Origin of the sequence: Diaphorobacter sp. HDW4A, assembly GCF_011305995.1 — a bacterium.
Taxonomy (GTDB): Bacteria; Pseudomonadota; Gammaproteobacteria; order Burkholderiales; family Burkholderiaceae_C; genus Diaphorobacter_A.
Genome location: NZ_CP049910.1, coordinates 5,680,622 through 5,696,207, shown reverse-complemented (window position 1 = coordinate 5,696,207; position 15,586 = coordinate 5,680,622). Strand labels below are relative to the sequence as shown.

Genomic DNA, 15,586 nt, shown 5'->3' with positions numbered 1-15,586 from the left:
TGTGTGTGGAATTATGACCCGCCCTGTCTCCTTGAGTTCTGCACAGATGGTGTCGTGATGTACAGCCGTGCAGAGACTGCCGGTTGCGCTCATGCTGTGACAGTGCGCGTTGCGCCAGCCTGAAATGCAGAAGCCCTCCTCAGATTTGACCCCCATCGATGGCCAGAGCCATCTCGCAGAACATTCCCGCTTTTTCCAGCGCCTGCACCGGCGCTACGAATCGGAAATGGCCCTTCTGCCCGCCGGTGTTCCCACGCGCGAGACCATGGCCCAGACCTGCGATGCCCTCATCGCCAAAGGCCATGATCTGGGTGCGGCCTTGCGCATCCTGCGCCAGATCGTCATGGAGCGACTGATCCGGCTCGATTGCGAGCAGGGCGCGCCGCTCGAAGACATCTGCCTGCCTGTCACCCACCTGGCGGAACTCGCGCTCGACCGCGCATGCCTCGCCGCGCGGGCCGAGCTCGACACCCGCCACGGAGCCCCGCAGGGCCCGAATGGCGAGCCGGTGCAGCTCTGGGTCATCGGCATGGGCAAGCTCGGCGCGCGCGAACTCAATGTGTCGAGCGACATCGACCTCATCTACGTCTACGAGCACGACGGCGACACCGCCGGTCAGCCCGATGGACGCGGCAAACTCTCCAACCACGAGTACTTCGCCCGGACGGTCAAGGCCATCTACGGCCTTGTGGGCGACACGACCGAGCACGGCTTCGTGTTCCGCGTCGATCTGGCGCTGCGCCCCAACGGGAATTCCGGCCCGTCGGCCGTCTCGCTGTCGGCGCTTGAAGAATATCTGCTAGTGCATGGCCGCGAATGGGAGCGTTTCGCCTGGCTCAAGAGCCGCGTCGTCGCCCCACGCGCCTGCCTGTCCACGCCCAATGTGCAGGCGCTGCGTGGCGTGGTGCTGCCGTTCGTGTTTCGCCGCTATCTGGACTACAACGTGTTCGACGCACTGCGCTCGCTGCACCGCCAGATCCGCGACCACGCCTCCAAACGCAGCGCCGGTCACCCCGAGCGCGCCAACGATGTGAAGCTCTCGCGCGGCGGAATTCGCGAGATCGAATTCACCGTGCAGCTGCTGCAGGTGGTGCGCGGCGGACAATTTCCCGAGCTGCGCTGCCGCCCCACGCTGGAAGCCCTGCAGCGTCTTGCGCGCGCCGGGCTGATGCCGCAAGAAACCGCCGATGCGCTTGCGCGGGCCTATGTGTTCCTGCGCAAGGTCGAGCACCGTATTCAATATCTCGACGACCAGCAGACCCATGTGCTGCCCACCTCCGACGACGATCTGTGCTGGATCGGCCAGACCATGGGCGTGGAGTGCAGCGACTTCCTCAAAGAGCTGGACACGCACCGCGAGCTGGTCGCCCAGGAGTTCGACACCCTGCTCGGCGGTGAGGCCGAGAAGAAAAAATGCGCCGGTGGCAACTGCGGCGGCCCGCGCGCCGCAGGAGCGAGCGCACCTGCCCCCGAGCTGGACACGCTGCTCGAACTGCTCCCCCCGAAGATGCGTGAACGCGTGGCCGCGTGGCGCACCAGCCAGCGCGTGCAAGGCCTGCGCGACGAAGCGCGTGCTCGCTTGTACCGACTCACACAGCGCACCGCGCGCTGGATCGGCGAAGGCACGACCGACGAGGCCGCCGCCGTGCGCTTCGTCGAATGGCTGGAGCCGCTGCTGCGCCGCGAGAGTTATCTGGCGCTGCTGCTGGAGCGTCCTTCGGTGCATGAGCACCTGCTGCACCTGCTCGGCTCGGCCAAATGGCCTGCGCGCTACATGCTGCAGCACCCCGGCGTGATCGATGAACTCGCAAGCGACGCACTGATGTCGGAGCGCTTCGTACCTGCCGATTTCGAGCATGAACTCGAACTGCGCCTGGCCGCCCTGCGCTCGACCGGCGAGGACGACGACGAGAACCTGCTCAACCTGCTGCGCCGCGCCCACCATGCGGAAACCTTCCGCACACTGGCCCGCGACGTGGAGCACCGCATCACGGTCGAGCAGGTTGCGGATGACCTCTCCGCGCTTGCCGACTGCGTGCTGCGCGTGACCGCGCGCTGGTGCTGGTCGCGCCTCAAGAACAAGCACCGCGAGACGCCGCAGTTCGCCATCATCGGCTACGGCAAGCTCGGCGGAAAAGAATTGGGCTACGGCAGCGATCTGGACATCGTCTTCGTGTTCGACGATGACGACGAGAACGCCTCCGAGATCTACGCCTCCTTCGTGCGCAAGCTGGTCAATTGGCTGTCGGTGAAGACTGGCGAGGGCGACCTGTTCGAGATCGACACTGCCCTGCGTCCCAACGGAAATTCGGGCCTGCTGGTCACGCGCTTTGCGGCCTATGCCGACTACCAGACCCAGCGTGGCAGCAATACCGCCTGGACTTGGGAACATCAGGCGATGACGCGCGCGCGCTTCGTGCTCGGCACCGAGGACCTCGTGCCGCAAGACGCTCAGGGCAACCCCGTCACCGAGGACGAGCCCCACGGAGGCCTGCATCTGCGCGAGCGCTTCGACGCAGTGCGTGAGGCCGTGATCACTGCGCCGCGCGACAGCGCCTCGCTGCGGGATGAGATCGTCACCATGCGAGATCGCGTGCGCAGCGCCCATCCGGTGCCGCACGGCGAGTTCGACGTCAAGCACAGTCACGGTGCGATGGTCGATGCCGAGTTCGCCGTGCAGTACCTCGTGCTGTCGCAGTCGGATGCGCATCCGGGCCTGCGCGACAACAAGGGCAACATCGCCCTGCTGCAGCGCGCCGAGGCCGCTGGCCTGTTGCCTGTGGGCGTCGGCACTGCGGCCGCCAATGCGTACCGCACGCTGCGCCACGTGCAGCACCGCGCACGTCTGAACGAAGAACCCACGCGCGTGCTCGACGACGAACTCGTGCCCGAACGCGACGCGATTCTGGCGCTCTGGCAAGCCGTCTTCCTCCGTTGAGCGGCCCTTCAGAAGGCAATGAAAGTGAGGCGCTCTTCCGGCGCCTCACTCACAAGATCTCTCAGCGGCAACGCCCTTGCCTGCGCTGCACCAAACCAGCGGCGGGTGCGCTGGAATGTTGCATGGCATTCATGCTCTAATGCGTTGCTCACCGGTCCAGCAGACTTGCACGCAAACGGATTGAACGAACCTTCGTTCGATCGATGTTTGAATGGACGAGGTCACTGACTTCCCATTCCGCGCGCGCCAGACCGTTTTCTTTCTGCAGTCGCCTCACGAGGGCGCATTCCAAGACGTCTCATCCATGCCGCGAATCCGCTTGCAGCATCTGGCTCTGTCTCTTTCGTTGCCACTCGCCTTGGTAGGCTGCGCCGTTCAGCGTCCGCCCGCGCAGGTCGAGGCACCTGTGCCGACTCAATGGCACGCCCCGCTTCCGCACAACGGCAGTGTTGCGCAGCTCGAAGATTGGTGGCGCAGCGCGGGCGACCCCTTGCTCGCCGAACTCATCCACGAGGCCCAGACCGCCAGCCCGAGCATCGCCCAGGCGCGCTCGACCTTCGAGCAGGCCCGGGCCACACAGGTCGCCGCGCGCGCCGCGCTGCTGCCGACGCTGGACGCACAGGCCAACGCCAGCCGGGGCTTCAACCAGCAAACCGCAGGCATCGCCACCACCGCGCAGATCGGCCTGCAGGCGGGCTGGGAGATTGACTTGTTCGGCAGGGACTCCGCCACCTCCGACGCCGCAGGCGAGCGGCTCGAGGGCTCGCGCGCCAAGTGGCATGACGCCCGTGTGTCGGTCGCCGCCGAAGTCGCCAACCAATACACCGGCTGGCGCTACTGCGCGCTGCAGGTCGCCGTGCTGCAGGGCGATGTGGCATCGCGCGAGCAGACCGCGAAGCTCTCGCACGAAAGCGAACGCGCGGGCTTCACCGCGCCCGCCAATGCCGCCCTGGCGGCTGCAAGCTTTTCCGATGGCCGCGTGCGCCTGACTCAACAGCAGTTGCAGTGCGACATCGGCATCAAGACGCTGGTCGCGCTGACCGGCCGCAACGAGGCCGCCTTGCGCACAGCGCTCGCTCAGTCACCTGCAGCGCCGCTGCCGGACGACCTGTTCACCGTGGACAGCCTTCCCGCCCAGGTCATCGCGCAGCGCCCAGACGTCGATGCCGCCGAACGCGAGGTGGCAGCTGCGAGCGCCGATGTCGGCAGCGCCGAGGCCGAGCGCTATCCGCGCCTCTCCCTCGGCGGCTCCATCGGCAGGCTGTACCTCGGCACGGACAGCCTGAGCGGCAGCTCCAACATCTGGACCATCGGCCCGGTGGCGGTGTCGCTGCCGCTGTTCGACGGCGGCCGACGTGCTGCGCAGGTGACGGCCGCCAAGGCGCGCTACGACGCGGCAGCGGTGAGCTATCGCGGGCAAGTCAGGCAGGCGGTGAGCGAGGTCGAGCAAGCGCTCACCAAGCTCGCCAGCACCAGCGAACGCCGCACCGACGCGCAGAACGCCGCCGCGGGGTACAAGCGCTCGCTCGACGCCACACAAGCGCTTTGGAAGGGCGGCCTCGCCAGCCAGCTCGATCTGGAGAACGCCCGCCGCACGGCGCTGGCCTCCGAGCTCGCGCTGGTGACCCTCGAGCAGGAGCGCATGAGCGCCTGGATTCAGCTCTACCGCGCAGCCGGTGGCGGCTGGAACGTGAATGCGCAAGACCCGGCTGTCCCCACAGCCATCACGGCTGTCACCGCGTCGCCGACCCATTGATTCGCACCGAAACGCGTTAACCGATCAACCCACCGATTTGCCATGCCGCGCTTTCTCTCCCGAATTCCCTACCTTCCCCTCACCGCCGTCACACTGGCGCTCGTTGCCCTGCTCGGCGCGGCCGGTGCACTCGTCTGGAGCGATGATTCGCAAGCCGCCGACGACAAGAAGGCCAGCGCCAGTGAGCCCCGCCCCGCGCTGACGGTGTCCGTCGTGCGTCCGAGCGCCGCCGACCTCGCCGCACGCCTGCCCGCCAACGGCAATGTCTCCGCCTGGCAGGAGGCCAGCATAGGCGCGGAAAGCAATGGCCTGCGCCTGACCGACGTGCGGGTGAACGTGGGCGACACGGTCAAAGTCGGGCAAGTGCTCGCGACGTTTGCCAGCGAAACCATTCAGGCAGACGTCGCGCAGGCCCGCGCCAATCTGCTCGAAGCCAAGGCCAGCGCCGCCGAGTCGCAGGCCAATGCCGAGCGCGCGCGCACGCTGAGCCAGTCCGGCGCGTTGAGCGCCCAACAAATCCAGCAATACACGACGGCCGCACAGACTGGCCAGGCCCGCGTCGAGGCCGCGCAGGCCATGCTCAACGCGCAGCAGCTGCGTATGAAGCACACCACCGTGCTCGCGCCCGACAGTGGCGTGGTCTCGGCGCGCACTGCCACCGTGGGTGCGGTGGTGGGCGCGGGCACCGAGCTGTTCCGCATGGTGCGCAAGGGTCGCCTCGAATGGCGTGCCGAGGTCGCGTCAAGTGAGCTTCCACGCATCAAAGTGGGCGGTGGTGTCAACCTGACTGCCGCGAGCGGCGCGCAAGTCGAAGGCAAGGTACGCACCATCGCACCGACCGTCGACGCACAGACGCGCAACGCCATCGTCTACGTGGACCTGCCCGCGCATGCGGACATCCGCGCCGGCATGTTCGCGCGTGGCGAGTTCGTGCTTGGTCAACGCAACGCGATCACCGTGCCGTCCTCCGCCATCGTCGTGCGCGACGGGTTCAGCAACGTGTTCGAACTCGTCGGCGACAACCATGTGCGCATGGTGCGGGTGCAGACCGGTCAGCGCACGGGCGAAACGGTGGAGATCACTTCGGGCCTCAAGCCCGATGCGTCTGTCGTCGCGCGCGGCGGTGCCTTTCTAAACGACGGCGATCTGGTGCGTGTGCAGCCTGTCGCCAAATAAAGGATCAGAGCGATGAATCTTTCCGCCTGGTCCATCCGCAACCCGATTCCGGCTGCGATGATCTTCGTGCTCCTCACTTTGGCGGGGCTGCTGTCGTTTCGCGCGATGAAGGTGCAGAGCTTTCCGGATATGGATCTGCCCGTGGTGAACGTCACCGCCTCGCTGCCCGGCGCTGCGCCCGGCCAGCTCGAAAGCGACGTGGCGCGCAAGATCGAGAACGCCATCGCCACCACCCAGGGCCTCAAGCACATCACCACCACGCTGACCGACGGCACGGCCATCATCGCGGCCGAATATCGCCTCGAGAAGCCCGTCCAGGAAGCCGTGGACGACGTGCGCTCCGCCGTCTCGCGCGTGCGCGCCGACATGCCCGCTGATCTGCGCGACCCCATCGTCAACAAGCTGGAGCTGTCGGCGCAGGCGATCCTCGCGTTCACCATTTCATCGAGCAAGCTCGATGACGAATCGCTGTCCTGGTTCGTCGACGACACGCTGACCCGCCGCCTGCTCGCCGTGCCCGGCGTGGGCGCGGTGAGCCGCGTGGGCGGCGTGACACGCGAGGTGCGCGTGGCGCTCGACGCGCAGCGCATGCTGGCGCTGGGCGCGACGGCGGCCGACGTCTCGCGCCAGTTGCGCGCCACCCAGCTCGAGAGCGCGGGCGGGCGGGCCGAGCTCGGCGGCGAGGAGCAACCGCTGCGCACGCTGGCCACGGTACAGACGGCCGACCAGATCGCGGCCATGGACATTGCGCTCTCGGGCGGGCGGCATATCCGCCTCGACCAGATCGCCACCATCACCGACACCACGGCCGAGCAGCGCACCGCCGCCTTCCTCAACGACAAGCCGGTGATCGGCTTCGAGGTCTCGCGCGCACGCGGCGCGAGCGAGGTGGAGGTGGGCGCGGGCGTGCAGAAGGTGCTCGATCAAATGCAGATCGATCACCCCGACCTGAAACTCAACCGCGCGTTCGACTTCGTCACGATTGCGCAGGACGAATACGACAGTTCCATGCACCTGCTGTACGAGGGCGCGATTTTGGCGGTGGTCGTGGTCTGGCTGTTCCTGCGCGACTGGCGCGCCACCATCGTCTCGGCCGTGGCCCTGCCGCTGTCGGTGATTCCGGCGTTCATCGGCATGCACCTGCTCGGCTTCTCGATCAACATCATCACGCTGCTCGCGCTGTCGCTGGTGGTCGGCATTCTGGTCGACGATGCCATCGTGGAGGTCGAGAACATCGTGCGTCACCTGCGCATGGGCAAGTCGCCCTATCAGGCGGCCATGGAGGCAGCCGACGAAATCGGCCTCGCGGTGATCGCCACCACCTTCACGCTGATCGCGGTGTTCCTGCCCACCGCATTCATGAGCGGCATCGCCGGGCGCTTTTTCAAGCAGTTCGGCTGGACGGCGGCGCTTGCGGTGTTCGCCTCACTGGTCGTCGCGCGCCTGCTCACGCCGATGATGGCCGCCTATCTGCTCAAGCCGCTGGTTGCGCAGGAGAAGGAACCACGCTGGCTCGCCGTCTACATGCGCGCGTCGCAGTGGTGCCTCAAGCACCGGGTGCTTACCCTGCTGGCAGCGCTGCTGTTCTTCATCGGCTCGCTCGCGCTGATTCCGTTGCTGCCCTCGGGCTTCATCCCGGCGGACGACAACGAGCAGACCCAAGTCACGCTGGAGCTGCCCCCAGGCACCAAACTGCCCGAGACGCGCGAGCTAGTCACTGCGGCCACCGCACGCGCACTGAAAGTCGGTCATGTCGACAGCGTCTACGCGACGATTGGCGGCGGCTCGGCAGGCTCCGACCCATTCGCGGGCAACGCCACCTCCGATCCGCGCAAGGCGACGCTCACGCTCACGCTCAGCCCGCGCGCCGAACGCCCGCGCAAGCAGGTCATCGAACAAAAGCTGCGCACGGTCATGCAGGACCTGCCCGGCGTGCGCGTGAAGATCGGGCTTGGCGGCTCGAACGATCGCTACATCCTCGCGCTCGCCAGCGAAGACCCGCAGGCGCTGGCCGAGGCTGCGCGCGCGGTGGAGCGCGATGTGCGCTCGATTCCCGGCATCGGCGGCGTCAGCTCATCGGCCAGCCTCGTGCGCCCCGAAATCGCCGTGCGCCCGGACTTCGCGCGCGCCGCCGATCTCGGAGTGAGCACCAACGCCATTGCGGAAACGCTGCGCGTGGCAACTGTGGGCGACTACGACCAGTACCTGCCCAAGCTCAACCTGGCGCAGCGACAGATTCCCATCGTCGTGCGGCTCGACAACGCAGCGCGCGAAGATCTCTCCACGCTCGAACGCCTGACCGTACCCGGCGCACATGGCCCGGTACGTCTGGGCGAGGTGGCCACGCTCGAACTCTCGGGCGGCCCCGCAGTGATCAGCCGCTACGACCGCTCACGCAACGTGAATTTCGAGATTGAGCTGGGCTCCCAAGGCTTGGGTGAAGTGCAGGAGGCGGTGAAGCAGTTGCCATCGGTGCAGTCGCTTCCCGCCAGCGTGCGCCTGATCGACATCGGCGACGCCGAGATGATGGGCGAGCTGTTCGCCAGCTTCGGCCTCGCGATGCTGACCGGCGTGGTCTGCATCTACATCGTGCTGGTGCTGCTGTTCAAGGACTTCCTGCAGCCGGTGACGATTCTGGCGGCCCTGCCGTTGTCGCTGGGAGGCGCGTTCGTCGGCCTGCTGCTCGCGGGCAAGAGCTTTTCCATGCCCTCGCTCATCGGGCTGATCATGCTCATGGGCATCGCAACCAAGAACTCGATCCTGCTGGTGGAATACGCCATCGTCGCGCGCCGCGATCACGGCATGAGCCGTCTGGATGCGCTGCTCGACGCCTGCCACAAGCGCGCCCGCCCGATCATCATGACGACGCTCGCCATGGGCGCGGGCATGCTGCCGATCGCGCTGGCGCTAGGCGACGCGGACATGAGCTTCCGCTCGCCCATGGCGACCGCGGTGATTGGCGGGCTGCTCACCTCGACCGTTCTGAGCCTGCTCGTGATTCCGGCAATATTCACCTACATTGACGATCTGGAGCAGTGGTTCAAGCGAAGACTGAATCGCAAGAAACATGCTCAGGCAAGTTAGTATTCCTACTCAGTCAAAGCCTCCACCGATAGGGTAACCTTGCATATCTGCGCACAAGACTCACGTGCCGACAAGGCGTTGACTGACAGTGCCGCGATTGCATTTCCACGGGTTTCGTCCGATATTCGATGTATCCCTTGAGAGTGGCGCAGCGGCATTTGAGGATGCGAAGGTAGTGGTTACATTTTTTTGTGAAAATTGGATGGAACTTCTCGCGTAAAGGCTTAATCTATATGCGAAACTTGTTCATCCAAATGGACGAATTATTGAATAAAGAACAGTACCGTTTTGTAGTTGCGAAGCCTTTCAGACATCGCGTTTGACTGGAAATCCTGAAGCGCTTCTCCTCCCTCCCTCTCTTAATTCGTTTCGGGACGCTTCGCGACTTTTTTATTCTCAAGACAAAGGGCGCCACTGCTTTCGCGGTGGTGCCCTTTGTTTTTGGACTGTGGACTCGCTGCCTTAGGCCGCAGCGGCAGCCGATCAGCGAGGCTGCGTGTCCTTGAAGCTGGTTCGCTGCATCAATTTGTCATACAGACGCGCGAGATTGGGATGGTCGTCACGCCAATCGATGGCGGGAAAGCGGAACTCCAGCCAGCCCAGCGCACAGCCTACCGCGATGTCGGAGAGGCTCAGGTGAATCCCACTGCAATAGGGTTTCTCGCCCAGACCCTGACTCATGGCGGCCAGACCGGCCTGGATCTTGCCGTGCTGGCGATCAATCCACGCCTGCGAGCGCTCAGTTTCCTTGCGGTGCGGCCAGGTCGATTCCATGCGGGAAAGCACGCCCGCATCCAGCACGCCATCGGCCAGCGCCTCCCAGGTCTTGACCTCAGCGCGTTCACGCCCGGGCGACGGAATCAGCTTACCAACGGGAGACAGGGTGTCCAGATACTCGACGATCACGCGCGAATCAAACACCGCTTCGCCCCCCTCCATCACAAGGCACGGCACCTTGCCCAGCGGGTTGAAGGTGGAAATCTTGGTGTCTTCCGACCATACGGCCTCCTCCTGGAAGCGGTAGTCCAGCTTCTTTTCAGCCATCACAACGCGCACTTTGCGCACGTAGGGGCTCGTAGAGGATCCGATGAGTTTCATGGTCAGACTTTCACTATCAAAATCAGTCACCTATGAAGGCAACAAACCGATTCTAGGGCCAGTTGACGTGTGTCTTGATTCCGTCAAGACACCTAAGTGCAAACCACAGGTACCGCCCACAACGGAGCGTTCCCTGCCAACAACACATCCCCCGCAGGCACCCACAAACCCAGTGCAACCCTTGCCCTTGGCGTGCGACCTACAATAGAGAGCTATGAGCCTGTCCACGATCACCGCCCTCTCCCCCCTTGACGGCCGCTACGCCGCCAAGCTCGCAGACCTGCGCCCCATCATGAGCGAGCATGGCTACATGCAGCGCCGCGTGCAGGTCGAAATCACCTGGTTCATCGCCCTGTCCGATGCCGGGTTCGATGAATTCAAGCCGCTGTCGGCCGGTGCGCGCAGTTACCTTCACAGCCTCGTGAGCAATTTCTCCGAAGCCGATTCCGCCGCGATCAAGGAAATCGAGAAGACCACGAATCACGACGTGAAGGCGGTCGAGTACTGGATCAAGTCCAGGTTCGAGGCCCGTCCCGAACTGGAAAAGGCCGCTGAATTCGTGCACTTCGCCTGCACCAGCGAAGACATCAACAACACCAGCCACGCACTGCAACTGCGCGCTGGTCGTGACAAAGTCGTGCTGCCGACGCTCGACCGCATCCAGCTCAAGCTGCGTGACATGGCCCGTCAGTTCGCCGACGTGCCCATGCTCAGCCGCACCCACGGCCAGACCGCCAGCCCCACGACCGTAGGCAAGGAATTCGCCAACGTCGTGATGCGCCTGCAGACCGCCGCCGACCGCATCTCCGCTGTGAAGATCCTCGGCAAGATGAACGGCGCCGTGGGCAACTACAACGCCCACCTCTCCGCCTGGCCCGACTTTGACTGGGAAGCCTTCAGCAAGAAGGTCATCGAGAGCCACGAACCCGAGGGCCTCGGCCTCACGTTCCAGCCCTACTCGATCCAGATCGAGCCGCACGACTACATGGCCGAACTGTTCGACGCCGTGGCCCGCACCAACACCATCCTGATCGACCTCTCGCGCGACATCTGGGGCTACGTGAGCGTCGGCTACTTCAAGCAAAAGCTCAAGGCCGGAGAAATCGGTTCGTCGACCATGCCGCACAAGGTCAACCCGATCGACTTCGAAAACGCTGAAGGCAATCTGGGTCTGGCCAACGCCATGCTGCGCCACCTGTCCGAGAAGCTGCCCGTCAGCCGTTGGCAGCGTGACCTGACCGACAGCACCGTGCTGCGCAACATCGGCGTGGCACTGGGCTACGCCGTGCTCGCCTACAACTCACTGTTGACCGGCCTGAACAAGCTGGAAATCAACGAAGAAAAGCTGGCCGAAGACCTGAACCACAGCTGGGAAGTCCTCGCCGAGCCGATCCAGACCGTGATGCGCCGCTACGGCGTGGCCGGTGCCTACGAAAAGCTCAAGGAAGTCACACGCGGCAAGACCGTCACGGCCGAGGCACTGCACGAGCTGATCAAGTCGCTCGACATCCCGCAAGAAGACAAGGACCGTCTGCTGGCAATGACGCCGGGCAGCTATACGGGCAAGGCGGCCGAGCTGGCCAAGCGCGTCTGAGCCTGGGCGCAGCTCCATGCACGTGCCCCCACCAGACCATCGTTTCAACAATTTTGACGCGCTTCGGTTGGTAGCCGCATTACTGGTGATCTGGAGTCATCAGTTTTCAGTCATGGGGCGCTCCGTGCCGCTCATTCTCAACGGGAACGAACCCGGAGCGGTCGGGGTAGTGCTGTTTTTCGCAATCAGCGGATATCTGGTCACCGGATCATGGCTGGCAGACCCCCATCTGTTGCGCTTCTCCCTGCGACGAGCCCTGCGCATCTGGCCAGGGCTATGTGTTGCAGTATTGGGATGTGCCCTGATTCTCGGACCACTGACCACCACGGTTCCTCTTGCCCAATATCTGCGCAGCCCGATCACCTGGGACTATTTCTCCAATCTCTGGTTGCAGATCAGATATACCCTCCCGGGGGTCTTCGAGACCAACCCGTTACCTAACAGCATGAACGGTCCACTCTGGACCATTCCTCTGGAGGTGACTTGCTATGTCGGACTGGCTGTATTGGGTCTTGTCCAAGTGACGCGGACTAGATGGTTCGCCCCCATCACATTTCTGCTACTGACAGGACTGCTTCAGTGGCGCTACAGCCCCGCACCCGGCCAGCCTTCGCCCGAGTGGTCGCCCCTGCTGCAGTACAGTCTAATGTTCACCTTGGGCTCCTCGTTGGCCTGTTTTCGCGAACTCTGGAGTTCTCACCGCGTTCTCACCGCAATCATCGTGACTGCAGCTTTCACCGCTCTGCACTTCTTCGGTCCCTCAGTCGTCAAGGGGCAGGCACTTCTGTTCATAGTCGCATCGCTGGGAGTCATCTGGGGAACGGCATGCACTCCTGTCCTGCACCATGCCGGACGCTTCGGAGACTTCTCTTACGGTCTCTACATTTATGCATTTCCCATTCAGCAGCTCGTAGTCTGGGCATTTTCCAATCGACTGGACTATCCGGCAGCCTTGACCCTCACATTGATCGGCACATTGACGCTCGCCGTGCTGTCTTGGCATTTCGTGGAAAGGCCCGCACTTTCGCTGAAGCCCCAACGCAGGCCTCTCACTCAACCAGCAGTCGCATAGACACCCGCCACTGCGGACCATTTCCCCTCTCTCATGGCTATCAAATCCACTATCTTCAAGGCCAATCTGGCCATTGCTGACATCGACAACAGCTACTACGCCGACCATGCACTAACCTTGGCCCGCCACCCCAGCGAAACCGATGAACGCATGATGGTCCGTCTGGTCGCCCTCGCCCTGAACGCCTACCAACTGCAGGCCACATGCAATGGCGACGGCACGCTCGCCTTCGGCGCAGGCCTGTCAGACGTGGAAGATCCGGACGTCTCGCTCACCGACTTCACCGGCCGCAAGCGCCTGTGGATCGAGGTCGGACAGCCCGAAGACAAGCCGCTCACCAAGGCATGCAGCAAGACCGATGCGCTGATCGTCTACCCGTTCAACCATGCCTCCGAAATCTGGTGGAAGGGCATCGAGAACAAGCTCTCGCGTCTCGACAAGGTGCAGGTCTGGCGCATTCCCACCGAGGCATCGCAGGAACTGGCGAAGCTGGCCGAGCGCAGTATGCAGCTGCAGGCCACGATTCAGGAAAACACGCTGACGCTCAGCAGCAATCTGGGCAGCGTGATGGTCGAGCCGGTCCGCTGGAAGTGATGTGAGGCCTGCTACAGGGCCTGCCCAAGCTGCATGAAGCCCCCGCAGTTCCAGCACTGCTCGAAGCCGCCCTCGACCGTCTCGCCGCAGCGACATTGCCACTTTCGCTGCGGTAGATGGTCCAAGTCCTCCAGCAGCTTGCGCGCAGCGATTTCGTGCTCCTCGTATTCAAGCCAGATTTCAGGATTGCATTCGCTTGGCGGCATCAGGCCGTGTACCGATGCGAAATGCTCACGCAGCACGGTCGCCGGAAGTCCCGCTTCGCACAGCAGGTCACACCAGATTTTGGCCTGAACGATATTGGGGGCGGTCACGAGACGCAGCATATGTGCCCCACGATAGCCGTTCACACGTGCTGCGTAAACAGGCACTCACCCCGCCTCAGCCTCCTGCGCGTTCCTTGTAGCGGGTGAATCGCAGCGCCGTGCCCTCGATACTGATGCGACGCCACACGCTACGCTTGTGCACCGGGCTCAGTTCCAGCCAGCTCTGCACTTCGGCAAACGAGCGGCCGCAGCCCTTGCAGGTGGCGTCTCCCTGGCTCGTGGAACAGATCGCAATGCACGGCGTGTCCATGGTGGTGTCATACCACACGAGCCAGGCAAACATCGCCTCGGGCGGCATGTCGTCTTCGGCGATCTCATCGCGCCGCTGATACACCATGTGCGCATAGACCTCCGCCAGCGCGACCAGCTCCTCCACCAACGCCGCACCAGCATCCGCAGGCGCACGCTGGCGCCAATGGTTGATGGCCGCCTCGATGTCAGTGATGTGGATATGGGAGGTATTGGAACAGCGCATAGGGGGCAGAAATGATACGACCTCTCCCTCGTCAACAAGGCCTTAAGGGTAATCACGGGGATTACTTTTAAAGTAAATTTCATAGCACACAAGAACCGCCACAAAATGCTTTCAAAGGCATTCATTTCGGAATCACCCAAAAAAAGTTCTTTGCCACTGCTTGCGCGGGCCTATTTGACTGTGTTCCAATTGCGGGATTGAAGGGGAGTAGCTCCCAACCCGAAATCACGCCAACAAACGGGAATTTCACTCGAATGCGGGTGCGTGGTGTCGGGCTTGTCGGTCTGTCGTCAATACGAAGCGCAAGCTTCCGGCAGCCCGGGCACAGGTGAAAACAACGTCAAGAACCTGGCTGAGCAAGACCTTTGATGGGCCCCTTTGGGCTGATCAAGGTTTGCTGCCCCCTTCACGCAAGCGCCGTCGCGCGCCTGTGTAGGACAAGTTCACCTCGATCAGTTCAATTCCCAATCAGGCTGGGGCTTTGCGCTACGATGAGTAGACCGCAGAGCCCTTTGAACATTGACGTTGAGGACTTTATGGACTTTTTGACTTCGCCCGAATTCTGGGTCGCGCTCGGTCAGATCATCATCATCGACATCCTTCTGGGTGGCGATAACGCGGTGGTGATCGCACTGGCATGCCGCAAGCTGCCGCCCGCGCAGCGCACCAAGGGCATCATCTGGGGCACCGCCGGTGCCATCATCTTGCGGGTTGTGCTCATCGCCTTCGCGATGACGCTGCTGAACCTGCCATTCCTGAAGGCCGTGGGCGCGATTCTGCTCGTGTGGATCGGCGTCAAACTGCTCGCACCCGATGAAGAAGGCCACGGCGATGTCGCCGGCAGCGACCGTCTGCTTGCCGCCATCAAGACCATCATCGTCGCCGACCTCGTGATGAGCGTGGACAACGTGATCGCCATCGCTGGCGCCGCACAGAACGCCGGCGAACACTCGTTCCTGCTGGTCGTGCTGGGCCTGTTGATCTCGATCCCGATCATCGTCTGGGGCAGCCAGTTGGTCATCAAGCTGATGGAACGCTTCCCGATGATCATCACCGCCGGTGGCATGCTACTGGGCTGGATTGCGGGCGGCATGCTCGTGACTGACCCCGTGTTCGCCAACCCCGACAAGTGGCAGTGGATGTTCAAGATCGCGCAGACCGACACCATCAAGTACGCAGCCAGCGTGGCCGGTGCCCTGCTGGTGCTGGGCCTCGGCAAGGCCATTCTCGCCAAGCGCAAGGCCGCTGGTGAAGGTACGCCTGCCGCACACTGACCGACGCGCGATACGCTGCTAAATCAGAGGCTGGGCACCGTCCAATCCCCTGATTTGCAGTGCTAAAAGACCGATACCTGCGGATGCCTCTGTATATTGCGTTCGCAGGTATTGCTGTTTGGGGCCACCGGATTTCGCCATGCGAGTTCGCCTGAATCCCATCCACCACAACGATTTCACCCACCACGCAGCAACTTCA

The 15,586-nt window shown here is 63.4% G+C and carries 11 protein-coding genes; 8 read left to right on the top strand and 3 right to left on the bottom strand.

The window, feature by feature from the left end; all coding sequences use genetic code 11:
- Nucleotides 1-124: 124 nt before the first annotated feature.
- The 4 genes from glnE (at nucleotide 125) to G7047_RS25965 (ending at nucleotide 8,954) form a co-directional block, all read left to right on the top strand.
- Nucleotides 125-2,938, top strand: a complete 2,814-nt coding sequence (gene glnE, locus G7047_RS25980) for a bifunctional [glutamate--ammonia ligase]-adenylyl-L-tyrosine phosphorylase/[glutamate--ammonia-ligase] adenylyltransferase (RefSeq protein WP_166311206.1) — start codon at nucleotides 125-127, stop codon at nucleotides 2,936-2,938.
- A gap of 304 nt (nucleotides 2,939-3,242) precedes the next feature.
- Nucleotides 3,243-4,694, top strand: coding sequence for an efflux transporter outer membrane subunit (locus G7047_RS25975; RefSeq protein ID WP_166312268.1), 1,452 nt, complete (start codon nucleotides 3,243-3,245; stop codon nucleotides 4,692-4,694).
- Between the two features lie 42 nt (nucleotides 4,695-4,736).
- Nucleotides 4,737-5,870 carry an efflux RND transporter periplasmic adaptor subunit gene (locus tag G7047_RS25970; RefSeq protein ID WP_166311205.1) on the top strand — a complete coding sequence of 378 codons (1,134 nt, stop codon included), beginning with the start codon at nucleotides 4,737-4,739 and terminating at the stop codon, nucleotides 5,868-5,870.
- A 12-nt stretch (nucleotides 5,871-5,882) separates the two neighbouring features.
- Nucleotides 5,883-8,954 (top strand): efflux RND transporter permease subunit, encoded by a 3,072-nt coding sequence (locus G7047_RS25965; protein ID WP_166311204.1) that lies wholly within the window; start codon nucleotides 5,883-5,885, stop codon nucleotides 8,952-8,954.
- 483 nt (nucleotides 8,955-9,437) lie between these two features.
- On the opposite strand, the gene G7047_RS25960 is transcribed toward G7047_RS25965, so the two are convergent.
- Entirely contained in the window at nucleotides 9,438-10,052 is a 615-nt protein-coding gene (locus tag G7047_RS25960; protein ID WP_166311203.1) for a glutathione S-transferase C-terminal domain-containing protein, read from the bottom strand.
- Between the two features lie 214 nt (nucleotides 10,053-10,266).
- On the opposite strand from G7047_RS25960, the gene purB reads away from it, so the two are divergent.
- From purB to G7047_RS25945, 3 genes are read left to right on the top strand one after another with little or no spacing between them, the layout of a single operon-like run.
- Nucleotides 10,267-11,646, top strand: a complete 1,380-nt coding sequence (gene purB, locus G7047_RS25955) for an adenylosuccinate lyase (RefSeq protein WP_166311202.1) — start codon at nucleotides 10,267-10,269, stop codon at nucleotides 11,644-11,646.
- Between the two features lie 16 nt (nucleotides 11,647-11,662).
- Complete coding sequence (locus G7047_RS25950; RefSeq protein ID WP_166311201.1) at nucleotides 11,663-12,718, top strand: acyltransferase; 1,056 nt, start codon at nucleotides 11,663-11,665, stop codon at nucleotides 12,716-12,718.
- 33 nt (nucleotides 12,719-12,751) lie between these two features.
- Nucleotides 12,752-13,312, top strand: coding sequence for a YaeQ family protein (locus tag G7047_RS25945; protein ID WP_166311200.1), 561 nt, complete (start codon nucleotides 12,752-12,754; stop codon nucleotides 13,310-13,312).
- Nucleotides 13,313-13,323: 11 nt separating this feature from the next.
- On the opposite strand, the gene G7047_RS25940 is transcribed toward G7047_RS25945, so the two are convergent.
- Complete coding sequence (locus G7047_RS25940) at nucleotides 13,324-13,638, bottom strand: DUF2007 domain-containing protein (RefSeq protein ID WP_166312267.1); 315 nt, start codon at nucleotides 13,636-13,638, stop codon at nucleotides 13,324-13,326.
- A gap of 55 nt (nucleotides 13,639-13,693) precedes the next feature.
- Nucleotides 13,694-14,113, bottom strand: coding sequence for a DUF3717 domain-containing protein (locus G7047_RS25935; RefSeq protein WP_166311199.1), 420 nt, complete (start codon nucleotides 14,111-14,113; stop codon nucleotides 13,694-13,696).
- Nucleotides 14,114-14,649: 536 nt separating this feature from the next.
- Between G7047_RS25935 and G7047_RS25930 the strand changes: the two genes are divergently transcribed.
- A complete protein-coding gene (locus G7047_RS25930; protein ID WP_166311198.1) occupies nucleotides 14,650-15,387 on the top strand; it encodes a TerC family protein in 738 nt (245 codons plus the stop codon).
- The last annotated feature ends 199 nt before the right edge of the window (nucleotides 15,388-15,586 follow it).

Bases quoted from the DNA above. Each gene is read 5' to 3' on its own strand.
- G7047_RS25950 (WP_166311201.1), top strand. From the start codon at position 11,663: ATGCACGTGCCCCCACCAGACCATCGTTTCAACAATTTTGACGCGCTT.
- purB (WP_166311202.1), top strand. From the start codon at position 10,267: ATGAGCCTGTCCACGATCACCGCCCTCTCCCCCCTTGACGGCCGCTAC.
- G7047_RS25935 (WP_166311199.1), bottom strand. From the start codon at position 14,113: ATGCGCTGTTCCAATACCTCCCATATCCACATCACTGACATCGAGGCG.
- G7047_RS25940 (WP_166312267.1), bottom strand. From the start codon at position 13,638: ATGCTGCGTCTCGTGACCGCCCCCAATATCGTTCAGGCCAAAATCTGG.
- G7047_RS25970 (WP_166311205.1), top strand. From the start codon at position 4,737: ATGCCGCGCTTTCTCTCCCGAATTCCCTACCTTCCCCTCACCGCCGTC.
- G7047_RS25965 (WP_166311204.1), top strand. From the start codon at position 5,883: ATGAATCTTTCCGCCTGGTCCATCCGCAACCCGATTCCGGCTGCGATG.
- G7047_RS25960 (WP_166311203.1), bottom strand. From the start codon at position 10,052: ATGAAACTCATCGGATCCTCTACGAGCCCCTACGTGCGCAAAGTGCGC.
- G7047_RS25945 (WP_166311200.1), top strand. From the start codon at position 12,752: ATGGCTATCAAATCCACTATCTTCAAGGCCAATCTGGCCATTGCTGAC.
- G7047_RS25975 (WP_166312268.1), top strand. From the start codon at position 3,243: ATGCCGCGAATCCGCTTGCAGCATCTGGCTCTGTCTCTTTCGTTGCCA.
- G7047_RS25930 (WP_166311198.1), top strand. From the start codon at position 14,650: ATGGACTTTTTGACTTCGCCCGAATTCTGGGTCGCGCTCGGTCAGATC.
- glnE (WP_166311206.1), top strand. From the start codon at position 125: ATGCAGAAGCCCTCCTCAGATTTGACCCCCATCGATGGCCAGAGCCAT.